The sequence below is a fragment of the Nonomuraea fuscirosea genome (genome assembly GCF_035917475.1).
Taxonomy (GTDB): Bacteria; Actinomycetota; Actinomycetes; order Streptosporangiales; family Streptosporangiaceae; genus Nonomuraea; species Nonomuraea fuscirosea.
This window is the reverse complement of the sequence record NZ_CP109074.1, coordinates 7,560,767-7,587,718: the sequence shown is the minus strand read 5'-3', so window position 1 is coordinate 7,587,718 and position 26,952 is coordinate 7,560,767. Positions and strand designations below refer to the sequence as shown.

Annotated in this window: 23 protein-coding genes; 19 read left to right on the top strand and 4 right to left on the bottom strand. The window is 70.5% G+C overall.

Translation table 11 applies throughout. From position 1 onward, the window contains the following. The first annotated feature begins 73 nt into the window (after window positions 1-73). From OIE67_RS34480 to OIE67_RS34455, 6 genes are all read left to right on the top strand, one after another. On the top strand, window positions 74-1,747 hold the full coding sequence (locus OIE67_RS34480; RefSeq protein ID WP_106235589.1) for a thiamine pyrophosphate-binding protein: 1,674 nt from the start codon (window positions 74-76) through the stop codon (window positions 1,745-1,747). Between the two features lie 14 nt (window positions 1,748-1,761). After that, on the top strand, window positions 1,762-2,985 hold the full coding sequence (gene frc / locus OIE67_RS34475) for a formyl-CoA transferase (RefSeq protein ID WP_326628379.1): 1,224 nt from the start codon (window positions 1,762-1,764) through the stop codon (window positions 2,983-2,985). Between the two features lie 55 nt (window positions 2,986-3,040). Next, window positions 3,041-5,164, top strand: a complete 2,124-nt coding sequence (locus OIE67_RS34470; RefSeq protein WP_326628377.1) for an acetate--CoA ligase family protein — start codon at window positions 3,041-3,043, stop codon at window positions 5,162-5,164. A gap of 163 nt (window positions 5,165-5,327) precedes the next feature. Continuing rightward, the gene (locus OIE67_RS34465) at window positions 5,328-6,734 is read left to right on the top strand and encodes an Nramp family divalent metal transporter (protein ID WP_326628375.1); all 1,407 of its coding nucleotides are present in this window, start codon (window positions 5,328-5,330) and stop codon (window positions 6,732-6,734) included. Next, window positions 6,734-7,237, top strand: a complete 504-nt coding sequence (locus tag OIE67_RS34460) for a hypothetical protein (protein ID WP_326628373.1) — start codon at window positions 6,734-6,736, stop codon at window positions 7,235-7,237. The genes OIE67_RS34465 and OIE67_RS34460 overlap by 1 nt, the downstream gene beginning before the upstream one ends. Before the next feature lie 8 nt (window positions 7,238-7,245). Beyond that, entirely contained in the window at window positions 7,246-8,223 is a 978-nt protein-coding gene (locus OIE67_RS34455) for a TerC family protein (RefSeq protein WP_326645536.1), read from the top strand. Window positions 8,224-8,306: 83 nt separating this feature from the next. Here OIE67_RS34455 and OIE67_RS34450 read toward each other — a convergent pair whose 3' ends face one another. The 3 genes from OIE67_RS34450 to OIE67_RS34440 form a co-directional block, all read right to left on the bottom strand. After that, the gene (locus OIE67_RS34450; RefSeq protein ID WP_326628371.1) at window positions 8,307-8,486 is read right to left on the bottom strand and encodes a hypothetical protein; all 180 of its coding nucleotides are present in this window, start codon (window positions 8,484-8,486) and stop codon (window positions 8,307-8,309) included. Window positions 8,487-8,752: 266 nt separating this feature from the next. Continuing rightward, window positions 8,753-9,490, bottom strand: coding sequence for a GntR family transcriptional regulator (locus tag OIE67_RS34445; protein WP_106235603.1), 738 nt, complete (start codon window positions 9,488-9,490; stop codon window positions 8,753-8,755). Window positions 9,491-9,625: 135 nt separating this feature from the next. Further along, the gene (locus OIE67_RS34440; protein WP_326628367.1) at window positions 9,626-10,810 is read right to left on the bottom strand and encodes an MFS transporter; all 1,185 of its coding nucleotides are present in this window, start codon (window positions 10,808-10,810) and stop codon (window positions 9,626-9,628) included. A gap of 161 nt (window positions 10,811-10,971) precedes the next feature. On the opposite strand from OIE67_RS34440, the gene sucC reads away from it, so the two are divergent. The 6 genes from sucC (at window position 10,972) to OIE67_RS34410 (ending at window position 18,223) form a co-directional block, all read left to right on the top strand. Further along, window positions 10,972-12,105: an ADP-forming succinate--CoA ligase subunit beta gene (gene sucC / locus OIE67_RS34435; RefSeq protein ID WP_326628365.1), complete on the top strand. Its 1,134-nt coding sequence runs from the start codon at window positions 10,972-10,974 to the stop codon at window positions 12,103-12,105. Continuing rightward, entirely contained in the window at window positions 12,106-12,993 is an 888-nt protein-coding gene (sucD, locus tag OIE67_RS34430; RefSeq protein WP_326628363.1) for a succinate--CoA ligase subunit alpha, read from the top strand. Then, complete coding sequence (locus OIE67_RS34425; RefSeq protein ID WP_326628361.1) at window positions 12,990-13,763, top strand: hydroxypyruvate isomerase family protein; 774 nt, start codon at window positions 12,990-12,992, stop codon at window positions 13,761-13,763. Before sucD ends, OIE67_RS34425 begins: the two co-directional genes overlap by 4 nt. After that, a complete protein-coding gene (locus tag OIE67_RS34420) occupies window positions 13,760-14,620 on the top strand; it encodes an NAD(P)-dependent oxidoreductase (RefSeq protein WP_326628359.1) in 861 nt (286 codons plus the stop codon). Before OIE67_RS34425 ends, OIE67_RS34420 begins: the two co-directional genes overlap by 4 nt. Before the next feature lie 334 nt (window positions 14,621-14,954). After that, complete coding sequence (gene gcl, locus OIE67_RS34415; RefSeq protein ID WP_326628357.1) at window positions 14,955-16,676, top strand: glyoxylate carboligase; 1,722 nt, start codon at window positions 14,955-14,957, stop codon at window positions 16,674-16,676. Window positions 16,677-16,681: 5 nt separating this feature from the next. Then, on the top strand, window positions 16,682-18,223 hold the full coding sequence (locus tag OIE67_RS34410) for an aldehyde dehydrogenase family protein (protein ID WP_326628354.1): 1,542 nt from the start codon (window positions 16,682-16,684) through the stop codon (window positions 18,221-18,223). 31 nt (window positions 18,224-18,254) lie between these two features. On the opposite strand, the gene OIE67_RS34405 is transcribed toward OIE67_RS34410, so the two are convergent. Next, the gene (locus OIE67_RS34405; protein ID WP_326628353.1) at window positions 18,255-18,611 is read right to left on the bottom strand and encodes a DUF6703 family protein; all 357 of its coding nucleotides are present in this window, start codon (window positions 18,609-18,611) and stop codon (window positions 18,255-18,257) included. A gap of 58 nt (window positions 18,612-18,669) precedes the next feature. On the opposite strand from OIE67_RS34405, the gene OIE67_RS34400 reads away from it, so the two are divergent. From OIE67_RS34400 to OIE67_RS34370, 7 genes are all read left to right on the top strand, one after another. Further along, on the top strand, window positions 18,670-18,957 hold the full coding sequence (locus OIE67_RS34400) for an antibiotic biosynthesis monooxygenase family protein (protein WP_326628351.1): 288 nt from the start codon (window positions 18,670-18,672) through the stop codon (window positions 18,955-18,957). Window positions 18,958-19,049: 92 nt separating this feature from the next. Then, the gene (locus tag OIE67_RS34395; protein WP_326628349.1) at window positions 19,050-20,435 is read left to right on the top strand and encodes a glycine--tRNA ligase; all 1,386 of its coding nucleotides are present in this window, start codon (window positions 19,050-19,052) and stop codon (window positions 20,433-20,435) included. A gap of 201 nt (window positions 20,436-20,636) precedes the next feature. Beyond that, window positions 20,637-23,747 carry a M14 family metallopeptidase gene (locus OIE67_RS34390; RefSeq protein ID WP_326628347.1) on the top strand — a complete coding sequence of 1,037 codons (3,111 nt, stop codon included), beginning with the start codon at window positions 20,637-20,639 and terminating at the stop codon, window positions 23,745-23,747. 166 nt (window positions 23,748-23,913) lie between these two features. After that, window positions 23,914-24,072 carry a hypothetical protein gene (locus OIE67_RS34385; RefSeq protein WP_181307047.1) on the top strand — a complete coding sequence of 53 codons (159 nt, stop codon included), beginning with the start codon at window positions 23,914-23,916 and terminating at the stop codon, window positions 24,070-24,072. Further along, the gene (locus OIE67_RS34380; RefSeq protein ID WP_106235624.1) at window positions 24,069-25,049 is read left to right on the top strand and encodes an AAA family ATPase; all 981 of its coding nucleotides are present in this window, start codon (window positions 24,069-24,071) and stop codon (window positions 25,047-25,049) included. Before OIE67_RS34385 ends, OIE67_RS34380 begins: the two co-directional genes overlap by 4 nt. Before the next feature lie 11 nt (window positions 25,050-25,060). Continuing rightward, window positions 25,061-25,999, top strand: coding sequence for a DUF58 domain-containing protein (locus OIE67_RS34375; protein ID WP_326645534.1), 939 nt, complete (start codon window positions 25,061-25,063; stop codon window positions 25,997-25,999). Further along, window positions 25,996-26,940, top strand: a complete 945-nt coding sequence (locus OIE67_RS34370) for a VWA domain-containing protein (protein ID WP_326628341.1) — start codon at window positions 25,996-25,998, stop codon at window positions 26,938-26,940. Before OIE67_RS34375 ends, OIE67_RS34370 begins: the two co-directional genes overlap by 4 nt. Window positions 26,941-26,952 lie beyond the last annotated feature (12 nt).

The following is a 26,952-nucleotide window of genomic DNA, read 5'->3' as shown; positions in this document are numbered from 1 at the left end:
GGTAACCATTGCGTTCATACGGTATGCAGTATGCGGAAGACAGTGGGCAGTTCAGTCGCCGGGAAAGGGTGGCATGATGTCGGAAACGATCTCCGGTGGTCATCTCGTAGCCAAGGCACTCAAGGCCGAGGGCGTGGAAGTGATCTACACGCTCTGCGGCGGCCACATCATCGATATCTACGACGGCTGCGTCGATGAGGGCATCGAGGTCATCGACGTACGCCATGAGCAGGTGGCCGCGCACGCCGCGGACGGTTACGCGCGCATCACCGGCAAGCCCGGCTGCGCGGTGGTCACCGCGGGGCCGGGCACGACCGACGCCGTCACCGGCGTGGCCAACGCCTTCAGGGCCGAGAGCCCGATGTTGCTCATCGGCGGTCAGGGGGCGCTGAGCCAGCACAAGATGGGCTCGCTGCAGGACCTGCCGCACGTCGACATGATGACCCCGATCACCAAGTTCGCGGCCACGGTGCCCAGCACGGAACGGGTGGCCGACATCGTGTCGATGGCCTTCCGCGAGTGCTACCACGGCGCCCCCGGGCCGTCCTTCCTGGAGATCCCGCGCGACGTGCTCGACGCGAAGGTCCCGATCGAGAAGGCGCGCATCCCCGAGGCCGGCCACTACCGGGCCTCCACCCGCCAGCAGGGCGACCCCGAGGCGATCGAGCGGCTGGCGGACCTGCTCGCGCACGCCGAGAAGCCGTGCATCCTGCTCGGCAACCAGGTCTGGACGTGCCGGGCGACGGACGCGGCCATCGACTTCGTCAGGACGCTGAACGTGCCCGCGTACATGAACGGCTCCGGCCGCGGCACGCTCCCGCCCGGCGACCCGCACCACTTCCAGCTCAGCCGCAGGTACGCCTTCACCGAGGCCGACCTCATCATCATCGTCGGCACCCCGTTCGACTTCCGGATGGGTTACGGCAAGCGCCTGTCGCCGACGGCCAAGGTCGTGCAGATCGACCTCGACTACCGCACCGTCGGCAAGAACCGCGACATCGACCTCGGGATCGTCGGCGACGCCGGCCTCATCCTCGCCGCGGCGGCCCAGGCCGCCAGCGGCCGCGTCGAGAACAGCGCCGCCCGCCGCAAGGAGTGGCTGGAGGAGCTGCGCGCGGTCGAGACCAAGGCGTACGAGAAGCGCCTGCCCCGCCAGCTCTCCGACGCCCAGCCCATCGACCCGTACCGCCTCGTGCACGAGATCAACGAGTTCCTGACCGAGGACACGATCTACATCGGCGACGGCGGCGACATCGTCACCTTCTCCGGCCAGGTCGTGCAGCCGAAGTCGCCGGGCCACTGGATGGACCCGGGCCCGCTGGGCACGCTCGGCGTCGGCATGGCCTTCGCGATGGCCGCCAAGCAGGCCCGCCGCGACAAGGAGGTGCTGTGCCTGTTCGGCGACGGCGCCTTCAGCCTGACCGGCTGGGACTTCGAGACCATGGTCCGCTTCGACCTGCCGTTCATCGGGGTCATCGGCAACAACTCCTCGATGAACCAGATCCGCTACGGCCAGGCCGCCAAGTACGGCGAGGACCGTGCCCGCGTCGGCAACACGCTCGGCGACATCCGCTACGGGGAGTTCGCCAAGCTCCTCGGCGGCTACGGCGAGGAGGTGCGCGATCCGGCCGAGATCCGCCCCGCCCTTGAGCGGGCCCGGCAGTCGGGCAAGCCCTCACTGATCAACGTCTGGGTCGACCCAGAGGTGTACGCCCCCGGAACCATGAACCAGACCATGTACAAGTAGGGGAAAGCTTAGAGATGAAGGCTCTCGAAGGTGTCCGCGTCCTCGACATGACCCATGTCCAGTCCGGCCCGTCGGCCACCCAGATGCTCGGCTGGCTGGGCGCCGACGTGGTCAAGCTGGAGGCGCCGACCGGCGACATCACCCGGCAGCAGCTGCGCGACGTGCCCGACGTCGACAGCCTCTACTTCACGATGCTCAACTGCAACAAGCGCAGCATCACCCTCAACATGAAGAGCGAGCGCGGCAAGGAGATCTTCACCGAGCTGGTGAAGAACGCCGACATCCTGGTGGAGAACTTCGGCCCGGGCGCGGTGGACCGCATGGGCTTCTCCTGGGAGCGCCTCCAGGAGCTCAACCCCCGCCTCATCTACGCCTCGATCAAGGGCTTCGGCCAGGGCAAGTACGCCAAGTTCAAGGCGTACGAGGTGATCGCCCAGGCCATGGGCGGCTCGATGAGCACCACGGGCTTCGAGGACGGCCCGCCGCTGGCCACCGGCGCCCAGATCGGTGACTCGGGCACCGGCATCCACGTGGTGGCCGGCATCCTGGCCGCCCTCTACCAGCGCGGCCAGACCGGCCGCGGCCAGCGCGTCCAGGTGGCCATGCAGCACGCCGTGCTGAACCTGTGCCGCGTCAAGCTGCGCGACCAGCAGCGCCTGGCGCACGGCCCGCTGCGCGAGTACCCCAACAAGACGTTCGGCGACGAGGTGCCGCGCTCCGGCAACGCCAGCGGCGGCGGCCAGCCGGGCTGGGCGGTGCGCTGCGCCCCCGGCGGCCCGAACGACTACATCTACGTGATCGTCCAGCCGGTCGGCTGGAAGCCGGTCTCGGCCATCATCGGCCGGCCGGAGCTGGCCGACGACCCCGAGTGGGCGACGCCGGAGGCGCGGCTGTCGAAGCTGGACAAGATGTTCCAGCTCATCGAGGAGTGGACGATCCGGCACGACAAGTGGACGGTGCTCGACCGGCTCAACGCCGAGAACATCCCCTGCGGGCCGATCCTGTCCACCAAGGAGCTGGTGGAGGACCAGAGCCTGCGCGAGGAGGGCATCGTCGTCTCGGTCGACCACCCGCAGCGCGGCGAGTTCGTCACCGTGGGCAGCCCGCTGCAGCTGTCCGACTCGCCGGTGGACGTGCGCACGCCGCCGCTGCTCGGCGAGCACAACCACGAGATCTACGGCGAGCTCGGCGTGAGCGCGGACGAGCTGGCGGAACTCAAGTCGAACGGAGTCATCTAGTGGAGCGGCGAGTAGGGCCCGTCAGCGGCAGCCCGCGTAACCAGGGAGCGCGACCATGAGCACAGTGGGGCCCAGGGAAGTCATCGAGAAGGCGCTCGCCGAAGGGCGCACGGCCCTGACGGCCCCCGAGGGCCGCGAGCTCTGCCAGGCGTACGGCATCGCCACCCCCGGCGAGGGGCTGGCCACTTCGGCCGACGAGGCCGACCGGCTGGCCGGGGAGATCGGGTTCCCCGTCGTGCTGAAGATCGTCTCGCCGGACATCCTGCACAAGACGGACGCCGGCGGCGTGCTCGTCGGGCTGAAGAGCGCCGAGGAGGTACGCGCCGGCTACGACACGATCCTGACCAACGCCCGCGCCTACAATCCCGACGCGAAGATCGACGGCATCCAGGTGCAGCAGCTGGTCGGCGGCGGCCATGAAGTCATCGTGGGCGCGGTCACCGACCCGACCTTCGGCAAGGTCATCGCCTTCGGCCTGGGCGGTGTCCTGGTTGAGGTACTTAAGGACGTGACCTTCCGTCTTGCCCCGGTTTCGGGTGATGATGCGCTGAAGATGCTGGACGACATCAGAGCGGCCGAAGTGCTCCGCGGGGTCCGGGGGGCCGAGCCCGCCAACCGCGAGGCGCTGGCGGCGCTGATCGAGCGCGTCGGCCGGCTCGTCACCGACATCCCCGAGATCGTCGAGGTGGACCTCAACCCCGTCTTCGCCGACGCGAACGGCGCGGTCGCCGCCGACGTGCGCGTCATCATCGGCACCCCGCAGCCCGAGGTCGCCCGGCTGTCGCGCGAGGAGATCCTGCGGCAGATGAACCGGATCTTCAAGCCGCGCTCGGTCGCCGTGATCGGCGCCTCGGCCGAGACCGGCAAGATCGGCAACTCGGTCATGAAGAACCTCATCAACGGCGGCTACCAGGGGCAGATCTACCCGATCAACCCCAAGGCCGACGAGATCATGGGGCTGAAGGCGTACAAGAGCGTCGCCGACGTGCCCGGGGACGTGGACGTGGCCGTGTTCGCCATCCCGGCCAAGTTCGTCGCCCCCGCCCTGGAGGAGGTCGGCCGGAAGGGCGTGGCGGGCGCCGTGATGATCCCGTCCGGGTTCGCCGAGACCGGGAACGTGGAGGGCCAGAAGGAGATCGTCGAGATCGCCCGCAGGCACGGCGTACGCATGCTCGGGCCGAACATCTACGGTTACTACTACACGCCGGAGAACCTCTGCGCCACCTTCTGCACCCCGTACGACGTGCGCGGCAGCGTGGCGCTGACCTCGCAGAGCGGCGGCATCGGGATGGCCATCCTGGGCTTCAGCCGCACCACGAAGATGGGCGTCTCGGCCATCGTCGGCGTCGGCAACAAGGCCGACGTGGACGAGGACGACCTGCTGACCTTCTTCGAGCAGGACGACAACACCAAGGCCGTGGCCATGCACCTGGAGGACCTCAAGGACGGCCGCGGCTTCGTCGAGGCCGCCCGCCGGGTCGTCAAGGAGAAGCCGGTCATCGTGCTCAAGGCCGGCCGCACCGCGATGGGCGCGCGGGCCGCGGGCTCGCACACCGGCGCGCTGGCCGGCGACGACAAGGTCTACGACGACATCCTGCGCCAGGCCGGGGTGGTGCGCGCGCCGGGGCTCAACGACATGCTCGAGTACGCCCGCGCGCTGCCGATCCTGCCCGCGCCCAAGGGCGAGAACGTCGTCATCATCACCGGGGCGGGCGGCTCTGGCGTGCTGCTCTCCGACGCGATCGTGGACGCCGGGCTGACCCTCATGGACATCCCCGACGACCTGGACGCGGCCTTCCGCGCCTACATCCCGCCGTTCGGCGCGGCGGGCAACCCCATCGACATCACCGGCGGCGAACCTCCCTCGACCTACGAGAACACGGTCCGCCTCGGCCTTCAGGACGACCGCATCCACGCGCTCGTCCTGGGCTACTGGCACACGATCGTGACGCCGCCGATGGTCTTCGCCGAGCTCATCGCGAGAGTCGTCGCGGAGGAGCGGGCGAAGGGCAACACCAAGCCGGTCGTGGCATCGCTCGCCGGCGACACCGAGGTTGAGGAGGCCAGCGAGTACCTGTTCGAGCATGGCGTGGTCGCGTACCCGTACACGACGGAAAAGCCCGTGGCGGTCCTAGGTGCGAAGTACCGCTGGGCCAGGGCAGCCGGGCTGTTGCGCTAAGAGCCGAGCGCGGCAGCACAGGCGAGGGGGCTTATTCGGGGCGCACGAGGAAGGCAACAACCCCCCAGGAGGTCCGTAGGTGGACACATCGAACACACCACCGGCGACGGCCACGCCGCCGGTCGAGGATCAACGAGTATGGAAAGCGGGCCGGCTTGAGCCGATGCCCATCAGGAAGCTCCCCGACGCGCCTCCCTCGGTGCACATTCTCGGGCCGACGGTGTTCCTCGTCGCCCTGGGCGTGGGCATGGGCGAGTCGTACATGTGGCCCCGGCTGGTCCTGCTCTTCGGGCCGGAGATCCGGTGGCTGTTCCTGATCGGCGTCACCCTGCAGGCCGTGGTGATGCTGGAGATGGCCCGGTACGCCATGGCCACGGGGGAGAGCATCTTCTCCGGCGCGGCCAGGGTGTTCAAGCCGCTGATGTGGTTCTTCTTCATCGTGGCGATCGCCGTCTACATCTGGCCGGGACACCTGTCGGCGGGAGCGGCGGCGTTCGAGGAGATCACCGGCATACCCTGGGTGGTGACCGCGGTCGCCGGGCTGGTCCTCGTCGGCGTGGTCTTCACCCTCGCCAAGGTGATCTACAACCTGCTCGAGAACGTGCTGTCGCTGCTCATCGGCGCACTCGTGCTCGGCACGGCCGTGATCGCGGCCATGGTCGGCTCGTGGAGCGACGTGGTCTCCACCATCTCCGGCATGTTCTCCTTCGGCTACCTGCCGCCGGAGGCCATGTCGGCCGCCTGGTTCCCCGTCATCGTCGGGGCGTGCGCCTTCGCCGGTCCGTCGGGCATGCAGCAGATGTGGTACACGCTGCACCTGCGCGACTCCGGCGCCGGCATGGGCGTGCACCTGCCGAAGGTGCGCGGGCTGCGGCACGCGGGCGAGGAAGAGGAGATGCCCTCGCGCGGGTTCATGTTCGACACCTCGGACCCGGCCGAGATGGCGAAGTGGAAGGGGTGGCGGCGCTGGGTCACGTTCGACGCGCTGCTGCTGTTCTGGGGCATCACCATGCTGGTCACGATCTCCTTCACGGTGATCGCCCAGTCGGCGGTGCGGCAGAACCCGGCCGTGCGCACGGCCATTCAGGGCGACGACCGGGAGGCGGCGCTGTCCGCGATGGCCGACGCCGTCTCGTCGGCGGGCAGCTCGGTTCTCGGGGTCGTGTTCCTCGGGTTCATCGCGCTGATCGGCCTGAACGCCACGCTGGGCCTGTTCGACTCCTTCTCCCGCGGCCAGGCCGACATGTCCTTCCACTTCGTCCCCGGGGCGAAGAAGCTGGGCATGTCGAAGCTGTACGGGATCTTCCTGTGGGGCGTCATCCTCTTCGGCATCCTGATCCTGCTGTTCGGGCCGGCTGACGGGCCGAGCGGGATCCTGGACACGCTGGCGTTCCTGTCGACGTTCGCCATGGGCGCGTACTGCGTGACCCTGCTGCTGGTGAACAACCGCATGCTGCCGAAACCGATCCGCCCCAAGTGGTGGACCAACGTGATCATCGGGTTCGGCGCGGTGTTCTATCTCGGGATGCTGTTCTACAGCCTCTTCGCCTACGGCGTGGTCGTGGGCTGATGGGTGGACGGCACAGCCTCGAACTCGCCCTGCCAGGGGCGTCGATCGGAGCCGTAGCCGGTGCCATGGCCGGTGGGCTGACCCTGCTCGCGGGGCAGCCCACCGGTATGGCCGCGCTGGCTGCCCTGGCGCTCGCCGTACCGCTCGGCCTCTTCGGCGGCCTGTACGGCATGCTGCTCGGTCACGGCGTCTTCCGGCCCGGCACCTTCGGGCCGGTGGGCCTGTACTGGATGGCCGCCTTCCCGGTGTCCCGGCTGGCGCAGGAGATCCTGGCCCCGACCGGCGGCCTGGCCGAAGGGGTTCCGGCCTTCCTGGCCTACCAGGCGATGATCGCCCTCGGCTTCGCGATCGGCTTCCTCTGGCTGCACGAGCGGTTCATGCCGCACTGGCTGGTCCGCCGGGCCGGCGACAACCCGCTTGCCCAGGACCTGCTCGGCACCTACCTGCGGTTCGCCCGAGTGGTGGAGAAGCGCAAGAGCGCACGGAAGGGGGCGCGTAGATGACGCCGGCGATGGAACTGCCCCTGTGGATCTGGCTGGCCACGATCGGCGGCTTCTGCGTCGTGCTCGCGTTCGACTTCTGGCTCGTGGCCCGCAACCCGCACGAACCCCGCTTCAAGGAGTGCGTGGCCTGGGTCTCCTTCTACGTGGGGCTGGCCGTCGCCTTCGGCGTCGGCCTGCTCCTGCTGTCCGGCCCGGCGCACGGAGGGGAGTTCTTCGCCGGGTGGATCACCGAGTACTCGCTCAGCGTGGACAACCTCTTCGTCTTCCTGTTGATCATGAGCAGGTTCCGGGTGCCCCGGGAGTACAGGCAGAAGGTGCTGCTCATCGGCATCGTCCTGGCCCTGCTGCTGCGCGGCGGCTTCATCGCGGCCGGCGCGGAGGCCGTCACCAGGTTCGACTGGCTCTTCTACGTCTTCGGCGCCTTCCTCGTCTACACCGCGTGGAAGCTGATCGGGCACGAGGACGAGGAGGCGGAGTTCTCCGAGAACCTCGCGCTGCGCACCGTGCGCCGGGTGCTCCCGACGACGGACACCTACCACGGCGCCCGGCTCACCGTGCACCACGGGCGCAGGATGGTCACCCCGATGCTGATCGTGATGATCGCCATCGGCACCACCGACCTGCTGTTCGCGCTGGACTCCATCCCGGCCATCTTCGGGCTGACCAAGGAGCCCTACCTGGTCTTCACCGCCAACGCCTTCGCCCTCATGGGGCTGCGGCAGCTGTTCTTCCTGATCGGAGGGCTGCTCGACCGGCTCGTCTACCTGAGCAAGGGACTGTCGGTGGTGCTGGCCTTCATCGGCGTGAAGCTGATCCTGGAGGCGCTGCACCACGACGGTGTGTCGTGGGCGCCGGAGATCCCGATCATGGTGTCTCTGGGGGTCATCGTCGGCACCCTCGCCGTGACCACGGTGCTGAGCCTGCTCAAGTCGGCTCGGGACGCCAAGGCCGCGGCCAAGGAGGTGGAGCCGGCGCAGGTGGATTGACGCGGGCCGCGCGGGGGCGGTGGCTGCTCATGGGTGGCCGCCCCCCTGCCGCGGCTCATTGGCATGCGTGCCCGATCTGGCGGTCAGTGGCGCGTGTTGTCACGCACGTCGTGCCGCTCGGCGCTCCACTGGCGCAGGTAGAGCTCCGCGTCCTGCGCGGAGTAGTGCTTCCTGAGCGCCGCAGTGAGGCCGGCGCCGATGGTCCCGCCGTCCGCGGACTGGCCCTGGGGATCACCCAAGAGAAAGCGGATGAACGCTTTCATGTCGTGCACCTCCATTCGGTAACAGCTCCACCCTCTACCCGAGGTGTTTCGGAGCATGTGGACTTACGTGAACGCCGTGTCAAAACCCGGAAACCGCTGGTCGACCCCCGGACGGCGTGGTTCCGGGCGTGCGTGTTCCCGGGCAGGCCGAACCCGGGCGGGATCGGTCCAAGCCAGGCCGGCTCGGACGAGACCACCCCAAGTGAGACCGCCCTGAAGATCGAACCGGTCCAGATGCGACCGGCCCAGGGAGGTTCAGCGAAGGTTCAGCCCAGGCGGCGCGGGCGGCGCCTGCGTACGGGCTTGGGCGCCGGCTCGGCCGGCGCGCCCTCCCGCTGCTCCATGTAGGAGGACCGGGTGTGCTCGGTGTGCTCGCGCATGATCTTCGCGGCCTTGCGCTCGTCACCGGCCTCGATGGCGTCGATCAGCTCGGTGTGCTCGTCCCACGACGCCATGCCACGCTGGCGGGCCACCGGCGTGTGGTACCACCGCACCCGCCTGGCCACCTGGGCGGCGAGCTCGGCCAGGACCCGGTTGCCCGACAGGTCCGTGACCAGGGCGTGCAGCTCGGAGTTGGTCGCCACCGCATCGTCGACGTCGTCGGACTGCACGGCGGCGATGCCGCGCGCGCACAGCGCGCGCAGCCGCTTGACGCCCTCCTCGCCCGCGTGCTGCGCGGCGAGCCTGGCGGACTCGGTCTCCAGCAGCGTGCGCACGGCGAGCAGCTGGTCGGCCTCCTCCACCGTCGGGACGTGCACGAACGCGCCCTGCCCCGGGTGCAGATCGACCCATCCCTCGCCGCTGAGCTGCTGCAACGCCTCGCGGACCGGTTGCCTGGAGACGCCGAGCAGCTCGGCCAGCTCACTCTCGACGAGATGCTGGCCCGGCTTGAGCTGCCCGGAGACGATGAGCTCTTGGATAGCCTCGATGACGCTCTCGCGGAGCGTCGTCGGGCGGGGAATCTTGGCGGCCGCCGTCTGACCGGCCTGATCCGACAGCAACATGGACACGTCTCCAGGACATTAAGGTTTTTGGTCGACTGCCTACAGCATACCGTGGAGGGGTTCTCCATGGTCGTGAGACTCATCACAGGGGACAAAACGGGGGGATTTTAGGGGGAATTGAGGGTGGATTTCCGGTCAGAGCGGGATGGTGGCGGGCAGGCCGGGGATGCGCAGCCGGGGCGTGGCCAGGGCCGGCAGAGCCGCCAGCGCGGCGGCGGCCAGCAGGGCGGTCCCGGGAGCGGTCAGTGCGACCATGGCCAGGACGGCGGCCACGACTCCGGCCACGGCCTTGGCGCTGTAGACCACCGCGTGGATCTCCGTGGCCCGCTCGGTGCCGAACAGCTCGCGGACGAGGCTGGCCAGCAGGGGGTAGAACGCGCCACCGCCGAGCCCCGCCGCGACGGCGCCGAGCCACAGCAGCGGGTTTCCGGCGGACGCCGGCGGTGAAACGGTGTTCTGCACGGCCACGGCCAGCAGGATCTGGCCGAGGGCGAGCGCGGCGAAGACCGTGGCCAGCACCCGGCGGCGGCCGAACCGCTCCGACGCCCGCACCGCCACCGACCTGCCCGCGCCGTTCAGCGCCACGAGCAGGGCCAGCGCGCCCCACGCGCCTGTGCCGGCCACCACGATCACGTCGAACACCGACACCGCCCCCGCGCACGTCAGCAGCAGGGCCAGGGCCGGCAGTGTACGGGTGCGCACCGCCTGGGCCAGCCCGAACTGCTTGACCGCCTCGGGGCTGGTGCGCAGCCGGGCGGCGTCGAGGGCGTGGCTGCGCGGATCGACGTCGTCGGGCCACCAGCGGGCCGGGGGCAGCCGCAGCTCACGGGCGGCCAGGCCGACGACGGCCGCGGCGAGCACGGCGGAGACCAGGAAGGCGGCGGACGTGGCGCCGGGGGCGATCCCGGTCCAGAGCAGCAGCGGCACCGCTCCGTAGCCGAAGGCGCCGGTGATCAGGCCGACCCGGGCGGCCGGGCGCTCCGGGTACCAGGAGGAGACGACCTCGCCGCAGACCCCGTAGACCAGCCCCGCGCCGAGCCCGCCGAGCAGCGCGTACCCGATGAGCGCGACCGGTCCCGGGCCGGTGAGGGCGGCCGTGGCCAGGCCCAGGCCGCTCAGCGCCGCGCCCGCGGCCAGGCACGCGCGGACGCTCAGGCGTCCGCGCCGGACGAGGTGCAGCGCGGGCAGGGCGCCGGCGGCCTGGCAGGCGATCCACACCGCCAGCAGGGTCAGCCCGCCGGCGTCTCGGGCGAGCAGGGCCGCGTAGCCGTACTGCAGGGGGGCGATGACCGCCATGGCGGCCAGGGCCAGCCGGAACATGCGGGCGCGGTCGGCCGGGACGGGTCCAGGGCAGTACGAACGCCCCCGCCAGTCCTTAATTGCATTCTCCATACTGTATGGAATATCCCGCCGGCCGACCGCTGTCGAGGCCCTAGACGAAGGATACTCCATACGGTATACCGTCTACAAAGGAGGCTCGAATGGACCTGTACGAGTACCAGGCGAAGGAGCTCTTCGGGCGTCACGGGATCCCCGTACCAGCCGGCGCGATCGCGACCACACCGGCGCGGGCCGGCGAGATCGCGGCCGAGCTGGACGCGCCCGTGGTCATCAAAGCCCAGGTGAAGACCGGCGGACGGGGCAAGGCGGGCGGGATCAGACCGGCGGCGGGGCCGGCCGCGGCCGCGACGGAGGCCGACCGCGTCATCGGTATGGACATCAAGGGGCACATCGCGCGCCGCGTGCTGGTGGAGGCCGCGACCGTCCCGTTCGAGGAGTACTACGCCGCCTTCCTGGTGGACCGGGCGGAGGGTACGTTCCTGGCCATGGTGTCGGCCCAGGGCGGCATGGAGATCGAGGAACTGGCCGCCACCGACCCCGACGCCATCGTGCGACTGCCGATCGACCCCGCGACGGGCGTGGACGCCGACACCGCCAGGCTGCTGGCGGCCAAGGCCGGGCTCCCCGAGCAGGCGGCCGGGGTGCTGGAGCAGCTGTGGCGGGTGCTGGTCGAGGAGGACGCGCTGCTGGTCGAGGTCAACCCCTTGATCTGCACCACCGACCAGCGCATCGTGGCGCTCGACGGCAAGGTCACCCTGGACGACAACGCGGCCTTCCGGCACGCGTGGGAGGACTACGAGGAGAGCACCGACAGCCTGGAGGACCGGGCCAAGGCCAAAGGGCTCAACTACGTCAAGCTGGACGGCACCGTCGGCGTCATCGGCAACGGCGCCGGGCTGGTCATGAGCACACTCGACGTGGTCGCGGGCGCGGGCGCCGACCCCGCCAACTTCCTCGACATCGGCGGCGGGGCCTCGGCCAAGGTCATGGCCGACGGGCTGGAGATCATCCTGGCCGACCCCGACGTGCGCTCGGTGCTGGTCAACGTCTTCGGCGGCATCACGGCGTGCGACGCGGTGGCGAACGGCATCGTCACCGCGCTCGAACTCCTCGGCGAGCGCGGCCACGGCAGGCCCATCGTCGTACGGCTGGACGGCAACAACGCCGAAGTGGGCCGGCGCATCCTCAGTGACGCCCGGCACCCGGCGGTACGCCAGGTCTCCACCATGGACGGCGCCGCCGAGACGGCGGCTCGACTCGCGGCAGGTGCGTAAATGGCGATCTTTCTCACCAAGGACAGCCGGGTGCTCGTGCAGGGCATGACCGGCGCGGAGGGCACCCGGCACACCGCCCGCATGCTCGCCGCCGGCACCGACATCGTGGCCGGGGTGACGCCGGGCAAGGGCGGCTCCTCGGTGGACTTCGGCGAGCGGACGGTGCCGGTGTTCGGCTCGGTCGCCGCGGCGGTCGCGGAGACCGGGGCCGACGTGTCGGTGATCTTCGTGCCGCCGCGGTTCACCGCCGCGGCCGTGCAGGAGGCGGTCGAGGCCGAGGTGCCGCTCTGCGTGGTGATCACCGAGGGCGTGCCCGTGCACGACGCCGTGCGCTTCCGCGCCCTGGCGAACGGCCGTACCCGGATCATCGGGCCCAACTGCCCCGGCCTGATCAGCCCCGGCCAGTCCTCGGCCGGCATCATCCCCGCCGACATCACCTCGGCCGGGCGGATCGGACTGGTCTCGAAGTCGGGGACGCTGACGTACCAGCTCATGTACGAGCTGCGCGACCTCGGCTTCTCCACCGCCGTCGGCATCGGCGGCGACCCCGTCGTCGGGACCACGCACATCGACTGCCTCCAGGCGTTCCAGGACGATCCCGGCACCGACGCCATCGTGATGATCGGCGAGATCGGCGGCGACGCCGAGGAGCGGGCCGCCGCCTACATCGCCGCGAACGTGACCAAACCCGTGGTCGCCTACGTGGCCGGCTTCACCGCGCCCGAGGGCAAGACGATGGGCCACGCGGGCGCGATCGTGTCCGGCTCGTCCGGCACCGCCCAGGCCAAGAAGGAGGCGCTGGAGGCGGTCGGGGTCCGCGTCGGGCGCACCCCCTCGGAGACGGCCCGGCTGATGCGGTCCGAGTTGAGCCGCGGGACCGGGACGTGACCGCGGTGCGCTTCGACGTCAATCTCTCCATCCTGCTGACCGGCCTGCCGCTGCTCGAACGTCCCGCGGCGGCGGCCAAGGCCGGGTTCGACGCGGTCGAGCTGTGGTGGCCGTTCGACTCGCCCGACCCGGGCGGCGCCGAACTGGCCGCGCTCAGGAGCGCGATCGAGGACGCCGGCGTGCGGCTCGCCGGGCTCAACTTCGACGCCGGGGACATGGCGGCGGGCGAGCGCGGCCTGCTGGCCAGGCCGGACGGCTCGGCCCGCTTCCAGGCCAACATCGACGTCGCGGTACGGCTGGCGGGGGAGCTGGGCTGCACGGTGCTCAACGCCCTGTACGGCAACGACCCCGGCACCGACAGGGATCTGGCCGTGGCGAACCTGCGCCGGGCGGCCGACGCCGCGGCGGACATCGGCGCGACCGTGGTGGTCGAAGCCCTCAACTCCTACGAGAACCCGCGCTATCCGATCACCTCGTCGCAGGCGGCGTTCGAGCTGATCGACCAGGTGGACCGGCCCAACGTGGCCTTCCTGGCCGACCTCTACCACCTGCACCGGATGGGCGAGGACGTGCTCGCGCTCATCGACGGGCACAGCGCCCGCTTCGGGCACGTGCAGATCGCCGACGACCCCGGGAGGGGACGTCCTGGGACCGGGGACATGCCGTACCCGGAGATCCTCGCCCGGCTGGAGGCGGCAGGCTACCGCGGCCACGTCGGCCTGGAGTACCGGCACGAGGGGCCGGACGCGTTCGACTGGAGGCAGGAATGAACATCGGGTTCGTCGGCTTGGGGATCATGGGCAGCCCGATGGCAGCCAACCTCCTCAAAGCCGGATATGTCGTGACCGGCTACGACGTGAGCGCCGCCCGCGTCGAACAGCTCGCGGAGCTGGGCGGCAAGCCCGCCACCGGCGTCGTCGACGCGGTCGCGGGCGCCGACGTGGTGATCACCATGCTCCCCGACTCCCCCCAGGTCGAGGAAGTGGCCCCGCTCGTCGTCGAGTACGGGAAACCGAACCTGCTCTACATCGACATGAGCACCATCAGGCCCGAGACCTCCCGCCAGGTCGCCCGGCGGGCGAAGGCGGCCGGCGTACGGGCCCTGGACGCTCCCGTGAGCGGCGGCGAGCGCGGCGCGATCGACGGCACCCTGTCGATCATGGTCGGCGGCGAGCCCGAGGACGTCGAGGCCGCCGCGCCCGTCCTCGGCCGGCTCGGCACCACCGTCGTGCACGTCGGCCCCGCGGGCGCCGGCCAGACCGTCAAGGCGGCCAACCAGCTCGTCGTGGGCGGCATCTACGGCCTGGTGTCGGAGGCGATCGTGCTGCTCGAAGCGTCGGGGGTGGACGCGGGGCCCGGCCTGGACGTGCTCGCCGGCGGCCTGGCCGGATCCCGCATCCTCGACCTCAAGCGGCACACCATGCTCAGGCGGGAGTTCGCCCCCGGCTTCCGCATCGACCTGCACCACAAGGACATGGGCATCGCCGTCGCCGCCGCCCGCGAGGCCGGGGTCAGCCTGCCGCTCACCGGCCAGGTCGCCCAGCTCGTCGCCGCGGCCAGGGCCCAGGGCCACGGCTCGCTCGACCACTCCGCCCTGCTCAAGGTGATCGAAAGGCTGAACGGTTGACATCCTCCCCCTCCTGATGGAGAGGGATTCCCACGGTCACCCGTGAGGTTTCCTGCTTCATCGCCAGTCGCCCGCCCGAGAAGGCTCTCTCGTTAAGGTCCTACACCAGCTCCACAGGCGTTTCGCCTCTCCGCCAGCCCGGCGGCGAGGGTATCTCCGATCGTTGCTCTGGCGGCTTGGTCATCGGCGCAGTCGAGCACACTACCGGACCTTGCGGCATCGCGCCGCGTTTCAACGGTGGTTCGCCTGGCGGCGAATCGCCTGCCCCTGTCCTGCTCCGCAGGGGTCCGATTCCTCCCCCGCCCGAAGGCAGGGGTTTCCTCGGAGGTTTCTGATGAAGAAGGTGCCCTGCATGGAGGCAGTGGTGTCGGTGCTGGAGTCGGAGGGCGTGGACACCGTCTTCGGCATCCCCGGCGCGGCCATCCTGCCGCTCTACGCCGCGCTCCAGAACAGCTCGATCCGGCACATCACCGTACGGCACGAGGAGGGCGGCACCCACGCGGCCGACGGCTGGGCCAGGGTCACGGGGAACGTCGGCGTCTGCATCGGCACCTCGGGCCCCGCCGGCACGAACATGATCACCGGCCTCTACACCGCGCTCGCCGACTCCATCCCGATGATCTGCGTCACCGGGCAGGCCATGACCTCCAAGCTGCACCAGGAGGCGTTCCAGGCGGTCGACATCGTGGAGATCGCCCGGCCGGTGACCAAGTGGGCGGTTCAGCTGAAGGAGCCGGCGCAGGCGCCGTGGGTGTTCAGGGAGGCGTTCAGGCGGGCCCGCTCGGGACGGCCAGGGCCCGTGCTCATCGACCTGCCGATCGACGTCCAGCGCGGCCTGTGCCTGTACGACCCCGACGTGGACGCGCCGCTGCCCGTCGAGGTGCCGCAACCGCTGCCCAGAGCGGTCACCGCGGCCATGGACCTGCTGGAGGGCGCCAGGCGGCCGATCATCCTGGCCGGTGGCGGCGTGATCGGCGCCGAGGCGTGCGACGAGCTGCGCGCGCTGGCCGAGCACCTGCAGATCCCGGTGCAGGTGACGCTCATGGGCAAGGGTGCCTTCCCCGAGGACCATCCGTTGTTCGCCGGGATGGCCGGCATCCAGACGCAGACGCGGTGGGGCAACGCCGCGTTCCTGGAGAGCGACCTGGTCCTCGCCGTGGGGGCCAGGTTCGGCGACCGGCACACCGGCGACCTCGACGTCTACCGGCGCGGGCGCAAATTCGTGCACGTGGACATCGACCCCCTGCAGATCGGCCGGGTCTTCCAGCCCGACCTCGGCGTCGTCGGCCACGCCAGGCCCGTGCTGGCCGCGCTGCGCGACGAGGCCCGGCGCAGGAGCGAGCCGCGTCAGGCGGGCAAGTGGGTGCGCAAGGTCGGGGAGTTGCGCGGCACGCTGGGGCGCAGGGACGACTTCGACGACGTGCCGATCAAGCCGCCCAGGGTGTTCAAGGAGATCAACGACTACTTCCCCAGGGACACCACGTTCGTCACCGCCATCGGGCTCTACCAGATCTGGTCGGGCCAGTTCCAGACGACGTACCTGCCGCGCCGCTACCTGGTCTGCGGGCAGGCGGGGCCGCTGGGCTGGGAGGTGCCGGCCGCCATGGGGGTCAAGCTGGCCCATCCGGAACGGCAGGTCGTGGCGGTGGCCGGCGACTACTCCTTCCAGTTCCTGATGGAGGAGGTGGCGGTGGCCGCGCAGTACCGGATTCCGTTCGTCATCGTCATGATCAACAACGAGTACCTGGGGCTTATCAGGCAGGCGGAGATCCCGTACGACATGAACTACGCCGTGGACCTGCACTACGGCGAGGGCGGGATCGACCACGTCAAGGCCATGGAGGCGTTCGGCTGCCCGGCCCGCCGGGTCGAGCTGCCCGGCGACATCCGCGGCGCGTTGGCCTGGGCGAGCGCGGAGGCGGCGCGCGAGCGGCTGCCGGTGCTGGTGGAGGTGATGGTGGAACGCGAGGCGAACGCCGCCATGGGCCCCTCGCTGGAGGCGATCAAGGAGTTCGAGCCGCTGCCCGAACTCATCACCGCCGACTGGTCCGACTGAGGAGGATGCATATGCGGCTCAAGCCGGGCACGTCCTGGCGGGAGACCTACGAGCAGTGCTGCTCGGTGGCTCCCGAAGCCTTCCACGACGACCGGGTGCTGAACCACTGGGGCGGCATCTGGCACCGCGACGGGCGCCCTGTGCCGGCGTTCTCACCCCTGGACGGAACCGCCATCGCCGGCCTGCCCCGGCTGGACCGGGCGGGCGCGGGCCGCGCGGTGGCGGGCGCGGTCGAGGAGCACAACCGCTGGCGCTACCTGCCGCTCGCCGAGCGCAAGGCGATGGTGTCGGCGGCGGTGGAATCCATGGCGGCGCACCGCGACCTGCTGGCCCTGCTGCTGGTCTGGGAGATCGGTAAGCCGTGGAAGACGGCCCGCGCCGACGTGGACCGGTGCCTGGACGGCGTGCGCTGGTACGTCGGCGAGATCGACCGCATGGTCGAGGGCCGGGTGCCGCTGCCCGGCCCGGTCAGCAACATCGCCAGCTGGAACTATCCGATGAGCGTGCTCATGCACGCCATGCTGATCCAGGCGCTGGCCGGCAACGCGGTGATCGCCAAGACGCCCACCGACGGCGGATTGTGCTGCCTCACCCTGGCCTGCGCCCTGGCCGTCCGGGAAGGGCTGCCGTTCACGCTGGTCAGCGGGGGAGGGGCGGAGCTGTCGCCGGTGCTGGTGGCCGGGCGCTCGCTCGGGTGCGTGTCGTTCGTCGGCGGCAGGGACGCCGGGGCGAAGGTGGTCACCTCACTGGCCGACCTCGGCCGCCGGCACGTGCTGGAGCAGGAGGGGCTCAACTGCTGGGGAGTGTGGGAGTACGGCGACTGGGACCTGCTCACGAGGCAGATCAGGGCGTCCTTCGACTACGCCAAGCAGCGCTGCACCGCCTACCCGCGCTTCGTCGTGCAGCGTTCGCTCTTCCCCGAGTTCCTGGCCGCCTACCTCCAGGCGGTCGGGTCGCTGCGCTTCGGGCATCCGCTGGCCGTGGCCGATCCCGGCGATCCGCTGCCGGAGCTGGACTTCGGTCCGCTGGTCAACGCCTCGAAGGCCAAGGAACTGGCCGACCAGGTGGACGAGGCGGTGGCCAGGGGCGGCGTGCCGATCCACCGGGCGTCCCTGGAATCCGGACACTTCCTCCCTGGTCAGGATATTTCCGCCTACTTTGCGCCGACCGCGCTGCTCAACCCGCCGCCCTCCTCACCCCTCCACCACGCCGAGCCGTTCGGCCCGGTCGACACGATCGTGCTGGTGGACACGGAGGCGGAGCTGCTGGCCGCGATGAACGCCAGCAACGGCGCCCTGGTGGCCACCCTGTCCTGCGAGCGGGAGGAGACCTTCGGCCGGCTCGCGCCCGAGATCCGCGCGTTCAAGGTGGGCCACAACAGGCCGCGCTCGCGCGGGGACAAGGAGGAGCTCTTCGGCGGGCTCGGCGCGTCGTGGCGCGGCGCGTTCGTCGGCGGCGACCTGCTCGTCCGCGCCGCCACCAGCGGCCAGGACGGCGAGGCCGAGCGCCTGCCGGGCAACTTCCCGCACTACACGCTGCTGCCGTGACCCAGGTGGGCTCATAGACAGGCTGACGGGCTCAGAAGGCCCCGAAGCGGGTCGCCGCGAGCAGGACGAGAAACGTCAGCACGGCGACCCGCAACAGCTTGCCGCCCACCCCCAGCGACGGCCACGACAGGTAGGCCAGCCACCCGATGAACGCGAGCACCGGCAGCACGGCCACCCCGCCCAGCGGATTGGCCACGGCGAACCCCACCAGCAGCAGGACCACCAGGAGGACCGGCGCCACCCACCGGGGCACCTGGGTGAACAGGAACGTCATCGGCACGGCGCTGCGCCGCTCCACCGCCGCGCGCAGGCCGGTCGCGCCGGGCGTGAAGAACTGCTCGCCCTGCGGGATGGGACGCTTGCCGCCGCGCTTGTTCTGAGGGGCCACGTCCAGAGCCTACGGGAGATCGGGCGACCTGGGGGGTGAGCGCCTTTAGGCTGGTCGGGTGCTCGCCGTGATCCGATACACCGTTCCAGAGTCCCAGTCGCAGGACTTCGTCAAGCAGGGCCACACGATTCTCGACACGTTCGCCACCCAGCCCGGCTACCTCCGGGGCCGGCTGGCGCGCTCGGTGGACGAGCCCAACCTGTGGGCGCTGGTGTCGGAATGGGAGGGCGCGGGCTTCTACCGAAGAGCGCTTTCCGCGTCCAGGATGGTGATGTATCCGCTGATGATCCTCATGGTCCACGAACCCAGCGCGTACGAGGACGTCTACCTCAGGGACGGGGCGTAGCCCTACTCGCGCGCGAGAGCGGCGCCCGTCCCCTAAGCTGGGATCTCACCGATTTCCCTCGCCGACCTCCAGCCGGAAAGAGAACCAACCAAATGGCACGACGCACCGACGTCATGGACACCATCGTCAGCCTCGCCAAGCGCCGCGGGCTCGTCTACCCGTCGAGCGAGATCTACGGCGGACTGCGCGCGTCGTGGGACTACGGTCCTCTGGGCGTCGAGCTGAAGAACAACGTCAAGCGGCAGTGGTGGCTGTCGATGGTCCAGTCGCGCGACGACGTGGTGGGCCTCGACTCCTGCGTCATCCTGGCCCCCGAGGTGTGGCGGGCCAGCGGTCACGTCGAGACCTTCACCGACCCGCTGACGGAGTGCCTGTCCTGCCACAAGCGCTTCCGCGCCGACCACCTCGTCGAGGCCTACGAGGAGAAGAACGGCAAGGAGCCCGAGGGCGGCCTGGCCGGCATCACCTGCCCCAACTGCGGCAACAAGGGCACCTTCACCGAGCCCCGGCAGTTCAGCGGCCTGCTCAAGACCTACCTCGGCCCGATCGAGGACGAGTCGGGCCTGGCCTACCTGCGGCCCGAGACCGCGCAGGGCATCTTCATCAACTACCTCAACGTGCAGCAGTCGGCGCGCAGGAAGATCCCCTTCGGCATCGGCCAGGTCGGCAAGTCGTTCCGCAACGAGATCACGCCGGGCAACTTCATCTTCCGCACCCGCGAGTTCGAGCAGATGGAGATGGAGTTCTTCGTCAAGCCCGGCACCGACGAGGAGTGGCACCAGTACTGGATCGACGAGCGCTTCCGCTGGTACTCCGACCTGGGCATCAACAAGGACAACCTGCGCCTTTACGAGCACCCCAAGGAGAAGCTCTCCCACTACTCCAAGCGCACGGTCGACGTCGAATACCGGTTCAACTTCACCGGCTCGGAGTGGGGCGAGCTCGAAGGCATCGCCAACCGCACCGACTTCGACCTGACCGCCCACTCCAAGGCGTCGGGCACCGACCTCAGCTTCTTCGAGCAGGACACGGGCGAGCGTTACGTCCCCTACGTCATCGAGCCGGCCGCCGGTGTCGACCGCGCCACGCTGACGTTCCTGCTCGACGCCTACAGCGAGGACGAGGCGCCCAACGCCAAGGGCGTGCTGGAGAAGCGCACGGTCATGCGGCTCGACCACCGGCTCGCGCCGGTCAAGGTTGCGGTGCTGCCGCTGTCGCGCAACGCCGACCTCTCGCCGAAGGCCCGCGACCTGGCCGCGCAGCTGCGCCGCAGGTGGAACGTGGAGTTCGACGACGCGGGCGCGATCGGCCGCCGCTACCGCCGCCAGGACGAGATCGGCACGCCGTTCTGCATCACGGTCGACTTCGACACCCTTGAGGACCACGCGGTGACCATCCGCGAGCGCGACTCGATGGCCCAGGAGCGCATCTCCATCGACGGCGTCGACGCCTACCTCCGCCAGCACCTCAACGACTGACCGCCGCTCGACCTGACGGGCCGCCCGCCGACTTCCCGGCGAGCGGCCCGTTCGCGTGTCCGGGCAAGCTCGAACGTACTCGGGGCCAAGTCGTCAAATGTTTGACCGGATGTGGCCGTCATGATTGACAAGCCTCCGGCATACGCCGACATTGCGGGCATCCTTTGCGGCAATTCGGGGGCTGATTACTTCGGAGGCGCGATGAAGCGCGCACTGATCATGTTCGCCGGCACGCTCCTGTTACTCGGCTCGTTCACCATCCCACCCGCCTCGGCGGTGCCGAAACCACCCCGGAGCGGGCCCGACGGCGTCTTCGTCTACAGCGGTGAGCTCACCGCCGACCAACTGGCCAAGCTGGTCGCCGCGGGCGTGGACCGCGAGGAGATGCGGATCGTCAAACGGGCGGACGGCAAGGTCACCGTCGACGTGATCCTGGCCGCCGCGCTGGCCGAGTCCCTCGCCGGCCAGGGCGTCACCCTGCGCGCCCAGAACACCGCCGCCCGCCGGGCGCTGCAGGCGGACGGGGTCTTCAAGCGCTACGCGGGCGCCGGCGGCATCCGCGAGGAGATCATCGCGGCGGCGAACGCCAAGCCGGGCATCGCCAAGGTCGTCAACCTCGGCAACAGCCTCAACGGCACGCCGATCACCGCGATCAAGGTGACCAAGAACGCCAGGACCCTCGGCGACGGCAAGCGCCCGGCCATGCTGTACTCGGCCGCGCAGCACGCCCGCGAGTGGATCACGCCCGAGATGGTGCGGCGGCTGCTGCACCACTATCTCAACGGCTACGGCGCCGACGCCGAGCTGACCAAGCTGATCAACACCACCGAGCTGTGGTTCCTGCCGGTCGCCAACCCCGACGGCTACGACTACACCTTCACCCCCGACAACCGCCTGTGGCGCAAGAACCTGCGCGACAACGACGGCGACGGCCGGCTCACCAGCGCCGACGGCGTGGACCTCAACCGCAACTTCGCCTACAAGTGGCGCTACGACGACGAGGGCTCCTCCAGCCTCGGCTCCAGCCAGACCTACCGCGGCGCCGCCGCCCAGTCGGAGCCCGAGACCGTGGCGCTGGACAACCTGGCCAAGCGGGTGCACTTCACGTACCTGCTGAACTATCACTCGGCCGCCATGCTGCTCCTGTACGGGGTCGGCTGGCAGCAGGCCACCCCGTCGCCCGACGACCTGATCTTCGAGGCCATGCTGGGCGACGACGCCAACCCCGCGGTCCAGGGCTACGACCCCGACATCGGCGCCGAGCTCTACACCACCAACGGCGAACTCGACGGGCACATGACGAACGTACGGAAGGTCATGTCCATCACGCCCGAGATGTCCACCTGTGAGGACGCTGTCGAGCGCGACCCGAACGACGAATGGACGCTGGCGGACTGCGCGGGCGGCCAGGGCTTCACCTTCCCCGACAGCGAGGCGCTCATCCAGGACGAGTTCCTGCGCAACGTCCCGCTGGCGCTGGCCGCCGCGAAGTCCGTGCACACGCCGGACAAGCCGGTCTCCGTGGTCGGACGCACCGTGCCCGACTTCCAGCCGGACTCCTTCTCCGTCTCGTACGGCGACCCGCAACCGGTGGCCGTCACCGCGCGCCGCTCGCTGCGGGACAAGGTGCTGCGCTACCGCATCAACGGCGGCCCCACGCGGGTCAAGCCGCTGAGCGAGTGGAAGGGCGGCGAGCGTTACGGCGACGAGAACGACCTGTACTTCGCCGAGTACCGCGCCACCGTGAGCGGCGCCAGAGCGGGTGACCGGGTCGAGGTCTGGTTCCAGGGCGTCAAGCCCGGCGCCGGCGTCGTCTCCAGCACGCACTTCACCTACCGGCTGGCCAAGAAGTCGTCGGCCAAGGTGCTGGTGCTGGCCAACGAGGACTACACCGGCTTCAACCCGGACTATCCGCCCACCGTGACGGCGCCCAAGTACACCACCACGTACAAGCAGGCCCTCCAGGCCGCCGGGTACGCCTCCGAGACCTGGGACGTGGACGCCCAGGGCGTGCCGCACCACCTCGGCGTGCTGTCGCACTTCAAGGGCGTGGTGTGGGAGCTGGGCGACAACCGGCTGTCCATGGACCAGCAGGACGTGGTCACGGTGACCCCGCTCGGCAACCTGCCGGACGCCGACGTCAAGCGCTCGCAGCAGGACCTGACCATCGCCGTCCGCGACTACCTGAACGAAGGAGGCAAGCTCCTCTACACCGGCGAGACCGCCGCGTACTACGGCATCCTGGACACCATCGTCGGCGGCATCTATTACGGCATCGACGGCGACCCGGACGGCGACTGCGTGGTCACCACCGTCCAGGGGCTGTTCGACGAGTGCCTGCTGCTGGCCGACGACTTCACCCAGTACTACATGGGCCTGGCCGGACGGCTGCCGCGGTCCGCCCCGAGCGGCTTCACCGGCACGGGCCCGCTGGCCGGGATCAGCGGCACGTTCGGCGGGCCGGCCACGGTGGACAACCCGGTGGACGAGGCGGGCGTGCTGTTCCCCATGGGGACGGACTTCCCGAGGTTCACCGGCACCCCGGCCGCCGACTACGCGCTCGGCGCCCCGGGACCGTTCGACCCCGTCGAGGGCGCCTGGTACATGGCCGGGGCGCACGCCGACGACTCGTACATGCGGCTGACCAGGACGATCGACCTGGGCTCCGTGACGGCGGCGCAGCAGCCGCGGCTGGCCTTCCAGCTCTCCTTCGACACCGAGCCGGGCTACGACAACCTCATCGTCGAGGCCCACACGGTCGGCCAGGAGAACTGGACCACGCTGCCCGATCTCAACGGCGGCACCGACACCGGCGTCCCGTCCGAGTGCGAGGCGGGCTTCTACCTGGACGAGCATCCGTGGCTGGAGCACTACCTGACCCGCGGCAACCCCTGTCAGCCGACCGGGAGCAGCGGGTCGTGGAACCGGTTCACCGGTGACTCGGGCGGCTGGCAGCAGGTGGCGTTCGACCTGGCCGCCTACGCCGGGCAGCAGGTCGAGGTGTCGATCAGCTACGTGACCGACCCCGCCACCGGCGGCGTGGGCGCGTTCGTCGACGACACCCGGCTCACCACGTCCGGCGGCACGACCCAGGCCGAGGGCTTCGAGACCGGGCTCGGGCCGTGGGCGACCCCCGGACCCCCGGCGGGCAGCCCGATCGGCGGCGGCGACTTCGTCCGCGCCTCCGCCGACCGGACGGCGGCCGTGACCACCAAGGACACGGTCCTGCTCGGCTTCGGGCTGGAGCAACTCGGCAGCGACGCGGCGCGTAGCGCGTCACTGCGGAAGATCCTGCGCTACCTGATCGGCTGATCACCGCACGGGACGGCCACCTCCTTCGCAGGGGGTGGCCGTTTCGCATGCGAACCGGCCCCTGACCCGCCGAACACCGAAAAATAGTGTAAAGGCGGCGGTTACGCGGGTTTTCGCGGTTTCTTGATGACATTCGTCCTAAGCCGATACGAGGGACGAGGAATCCATGCGTACATCACGTTTCGCTCTGGTGGTTCTCGCGGCCGTCGCGTTGCTCATGACGTCGTTCACGACGGGGAGCGCCGCGTTCGCCGATCCGGAGCCGACCGCTCTGGAACTGCGGGTCGTCGTGGACGACTGCCACTACGGAAGCCTGCGGCCATGACGGACCAGGCGCTGCTCGAACGGGCCCTGTTCGAGGTCAAGCGGGTGATCGTGGGCCAGGACCACATGGTCGAGCGGCTGCTCGTGGCGGTGCTGGCCAAGGGGCACTGCCTGCTCGAAGGCGTGCCGGGGATCGCGAAGACCCTGGCCGCCGAGACCATGGCCACCGTGGTCGGGGGGACGTTCGCCCGCATCCAGTTCACGCCGGACCTGGTGCCGTCCGACATCGTCGGAACCCGGATCTACCGGCCCTCCACCGAGTCGTTCGACGTCGAGCTCGGCCCGGTCATGGTCAACCTGGTGCTCGCCGACGAGATCAACCGGGCGCCCGCGAAGGTGCAGTCCGCGCTGCTGGAGATCATGGCCGAGCACCAGGTCAGCATCGGCGGCGTCACGCACCGGGTGCCCGATCCGTTCCTGGTGCTGGCCACCCAGAACCCGATCGAGTCGGAGGGCGTGTACCACCTGCCCGAGGCGCAGCGGGACCGCTTCCTGATGAAGATCGACGTGGACCATCCCAGCGAATCGGAGGAGCTGGCGATCGTCTACCGCATGAGCGTGGACCCGCCCGTGCCGCAGAACATCCTCGGCCCGGCGCAGGTCGTCGCGTTGCAGCGCCGGGCCGAGGAGGTCTTCGTGCACCACGCGGTCGCCGAGTACGCCGTCCGCCTCGTCTACGCCACCCGCGACCCCGGCCGCTACGGCGTCCAGGACGTGGACCGGCTGCTGGCCTTCGGGGCCAGCCCCAGGGCCACGCTCGGCCTGCTCGCCGCCGGTCGGGCGCTGGCGCTCATGCGCGGGCGCGAGTACGTGCTGCCCGAGGACGTCCGCGACCTCGCCCACGACGTGATGGCGCACCGGCTCGTACTCTCCTTCGACGCCCTGGCCGACGGGGTCGTGCCCCGGCAGATCGTGGACCGCGTGCTCGCCGCCGTGCCGATGCCGGTCATCGCCCCGCAGCAGGAGGCCGTGGCGTGAAGCCGTACCTGATGGCCGAGCCCGCGCTGCGCCGGCTCGAACTGACGATCACCAGGAGACTCGATGGACTGCTCCAGGGCGAACACCTCGGCCTGGTGCCAGGTCCGGGCAGCGAGCCGGCCGAGTCGCGGCCCTACCGGCCGGGCGACGACGTGCGGCGGATGGACTGGAACGTCACCGCCCGCACGAACGAACCGCACGTCAGGGACCTGGTCGCCGACCGGGAGCTGGAGATCTGGGCCCTGCTCGACGCCACCGCCAGCATGGACTTCGGCACCGTGGCGATGGAGAAGCGGGAGCTCGCCCTGTCGGCCCTGGCCGCGATCGGCTTCCTCACCCAGCGGACCGGTAACCGGATCGGCGTCCACCTGCTGCACGGCGGCGGCGTCAGGACGCTGCCCGCCAGGACGGGCCGGCCGCACCTGATGGCGCTGCTCCAGGCGGCCTTCGCGCTGCCGCGCACCCAGCCGGGGGTGAGCGAGCCGCTGATCGGCGTGGCGGCAGACCAGCTCGGCCGGACGGCGCGCCGCCGCGGCCTGGTCGTCGTCGTCTCCGACTTCCTCGACCCGCCGCCGACCTGGGAGCAGCCGCTGCGCGCCCTCGCCGCCCGGCACCAGCTGCTGGCCGTGGAGGTGGTCGACCCGCGCGAACTGAGCCTGCCCGACGTGGGCATCCTGACGCTCATCGACCCGGAGACGGGACGGCGGCGCGAGGTCGCCACCGGCAGCGCGCGGCTGCGGCGCAGGTACGCCGAGGCGGCGGCCGGGCAGCGCGACGCCGTCACCCAGGGGCTGCGCCGGGCCGGGGCCGCCCACCTGCGGCTGCGTACCGACCGGGACTGGGTGCGCGACCTGGCCCGGCACGTCATGCGGCAGCGCCGGCTGGCCGCGCTGGCGACGGGACCGGCCCGCCAGGGGCGGCCGCCGGCGGGCGGAGGTGACGCCGCGTGAGCCTCCTCGCGCCCCTGTGGCTCTTGCTGCTCGTCCCCGTGGCCCTGCTCGCCGTGACGTACGTGGTCATGGCGCTGCGCAACAGGACCTCCTACGCCGTCCGCTTCACCAACCTCGACCTGCTGGACAAGGTGGCGCCGCGGCGGCCCGGCTGGCGCAGGCACGTGCCCGCGGCCGCGCTGCTGCTGATGTTCGCCCTGCTCGTGCTGGGCTTCGCCCGGCCGACGGCCGAGGTGCGGGTGCCGCGTGAACGGGCGACGATCATGGTGGCGTTCGACGTCTCGGCCTCCATGGGGGCCACCGACGTCGCGCCCAACCGGTTCGAGGCGGCCAAGCAGGCGGCCAGGCAGTTCGTCCAGGGCCTGCCGGAGCGGTTCAACCTGGGCCTGGTGTCGTTCTCGGCGTCGGCCTCGGTCGCCGTGCCGCCCACCACGGACCGGCGTACGGTGCTGAGCGCGCTCGACCGGCTCGGCACCGGCTCCGGCACCGCCATCGGCGAGGCCGTCTTCTCCTCCCTCGACGCCATCGCCGCACTCGACTCGGAGGAGGAGGCGCCGCCCGCGCACATCGTGCTGCTGTCCGACGGCTCCAGCACCACCGGCCGCACGGTGTCCGACGCGGCGGCGCAGGCGTCCGCGCGCGGTGTCCCGGTCACCACCATCGCCTACGGAACGGCGGACGGCACCATCAGCCTGGGCGGCCAGGAGGTGCCGGTGCCGGTGGACGGGCCCGCGCTGCGCGACCTGGCCGGCGCGGCCGGCGGCGGCTTCTACGAGGCGGCCAGCGGCGATGAGTTGCAGGCGGTCTACGAGGACATCGGCACGTCGGTCGGTTATCGCGTCGAGCGTCAGGAGGTCTGGCAGTGGTTCGTCGGAGCGGGGCTGATCTTCGCGCTCATCGCGGCGGTGACGTCGATGTTGTGGTTCTCGAGGCTGCCGTGATGGGCCTGGGCA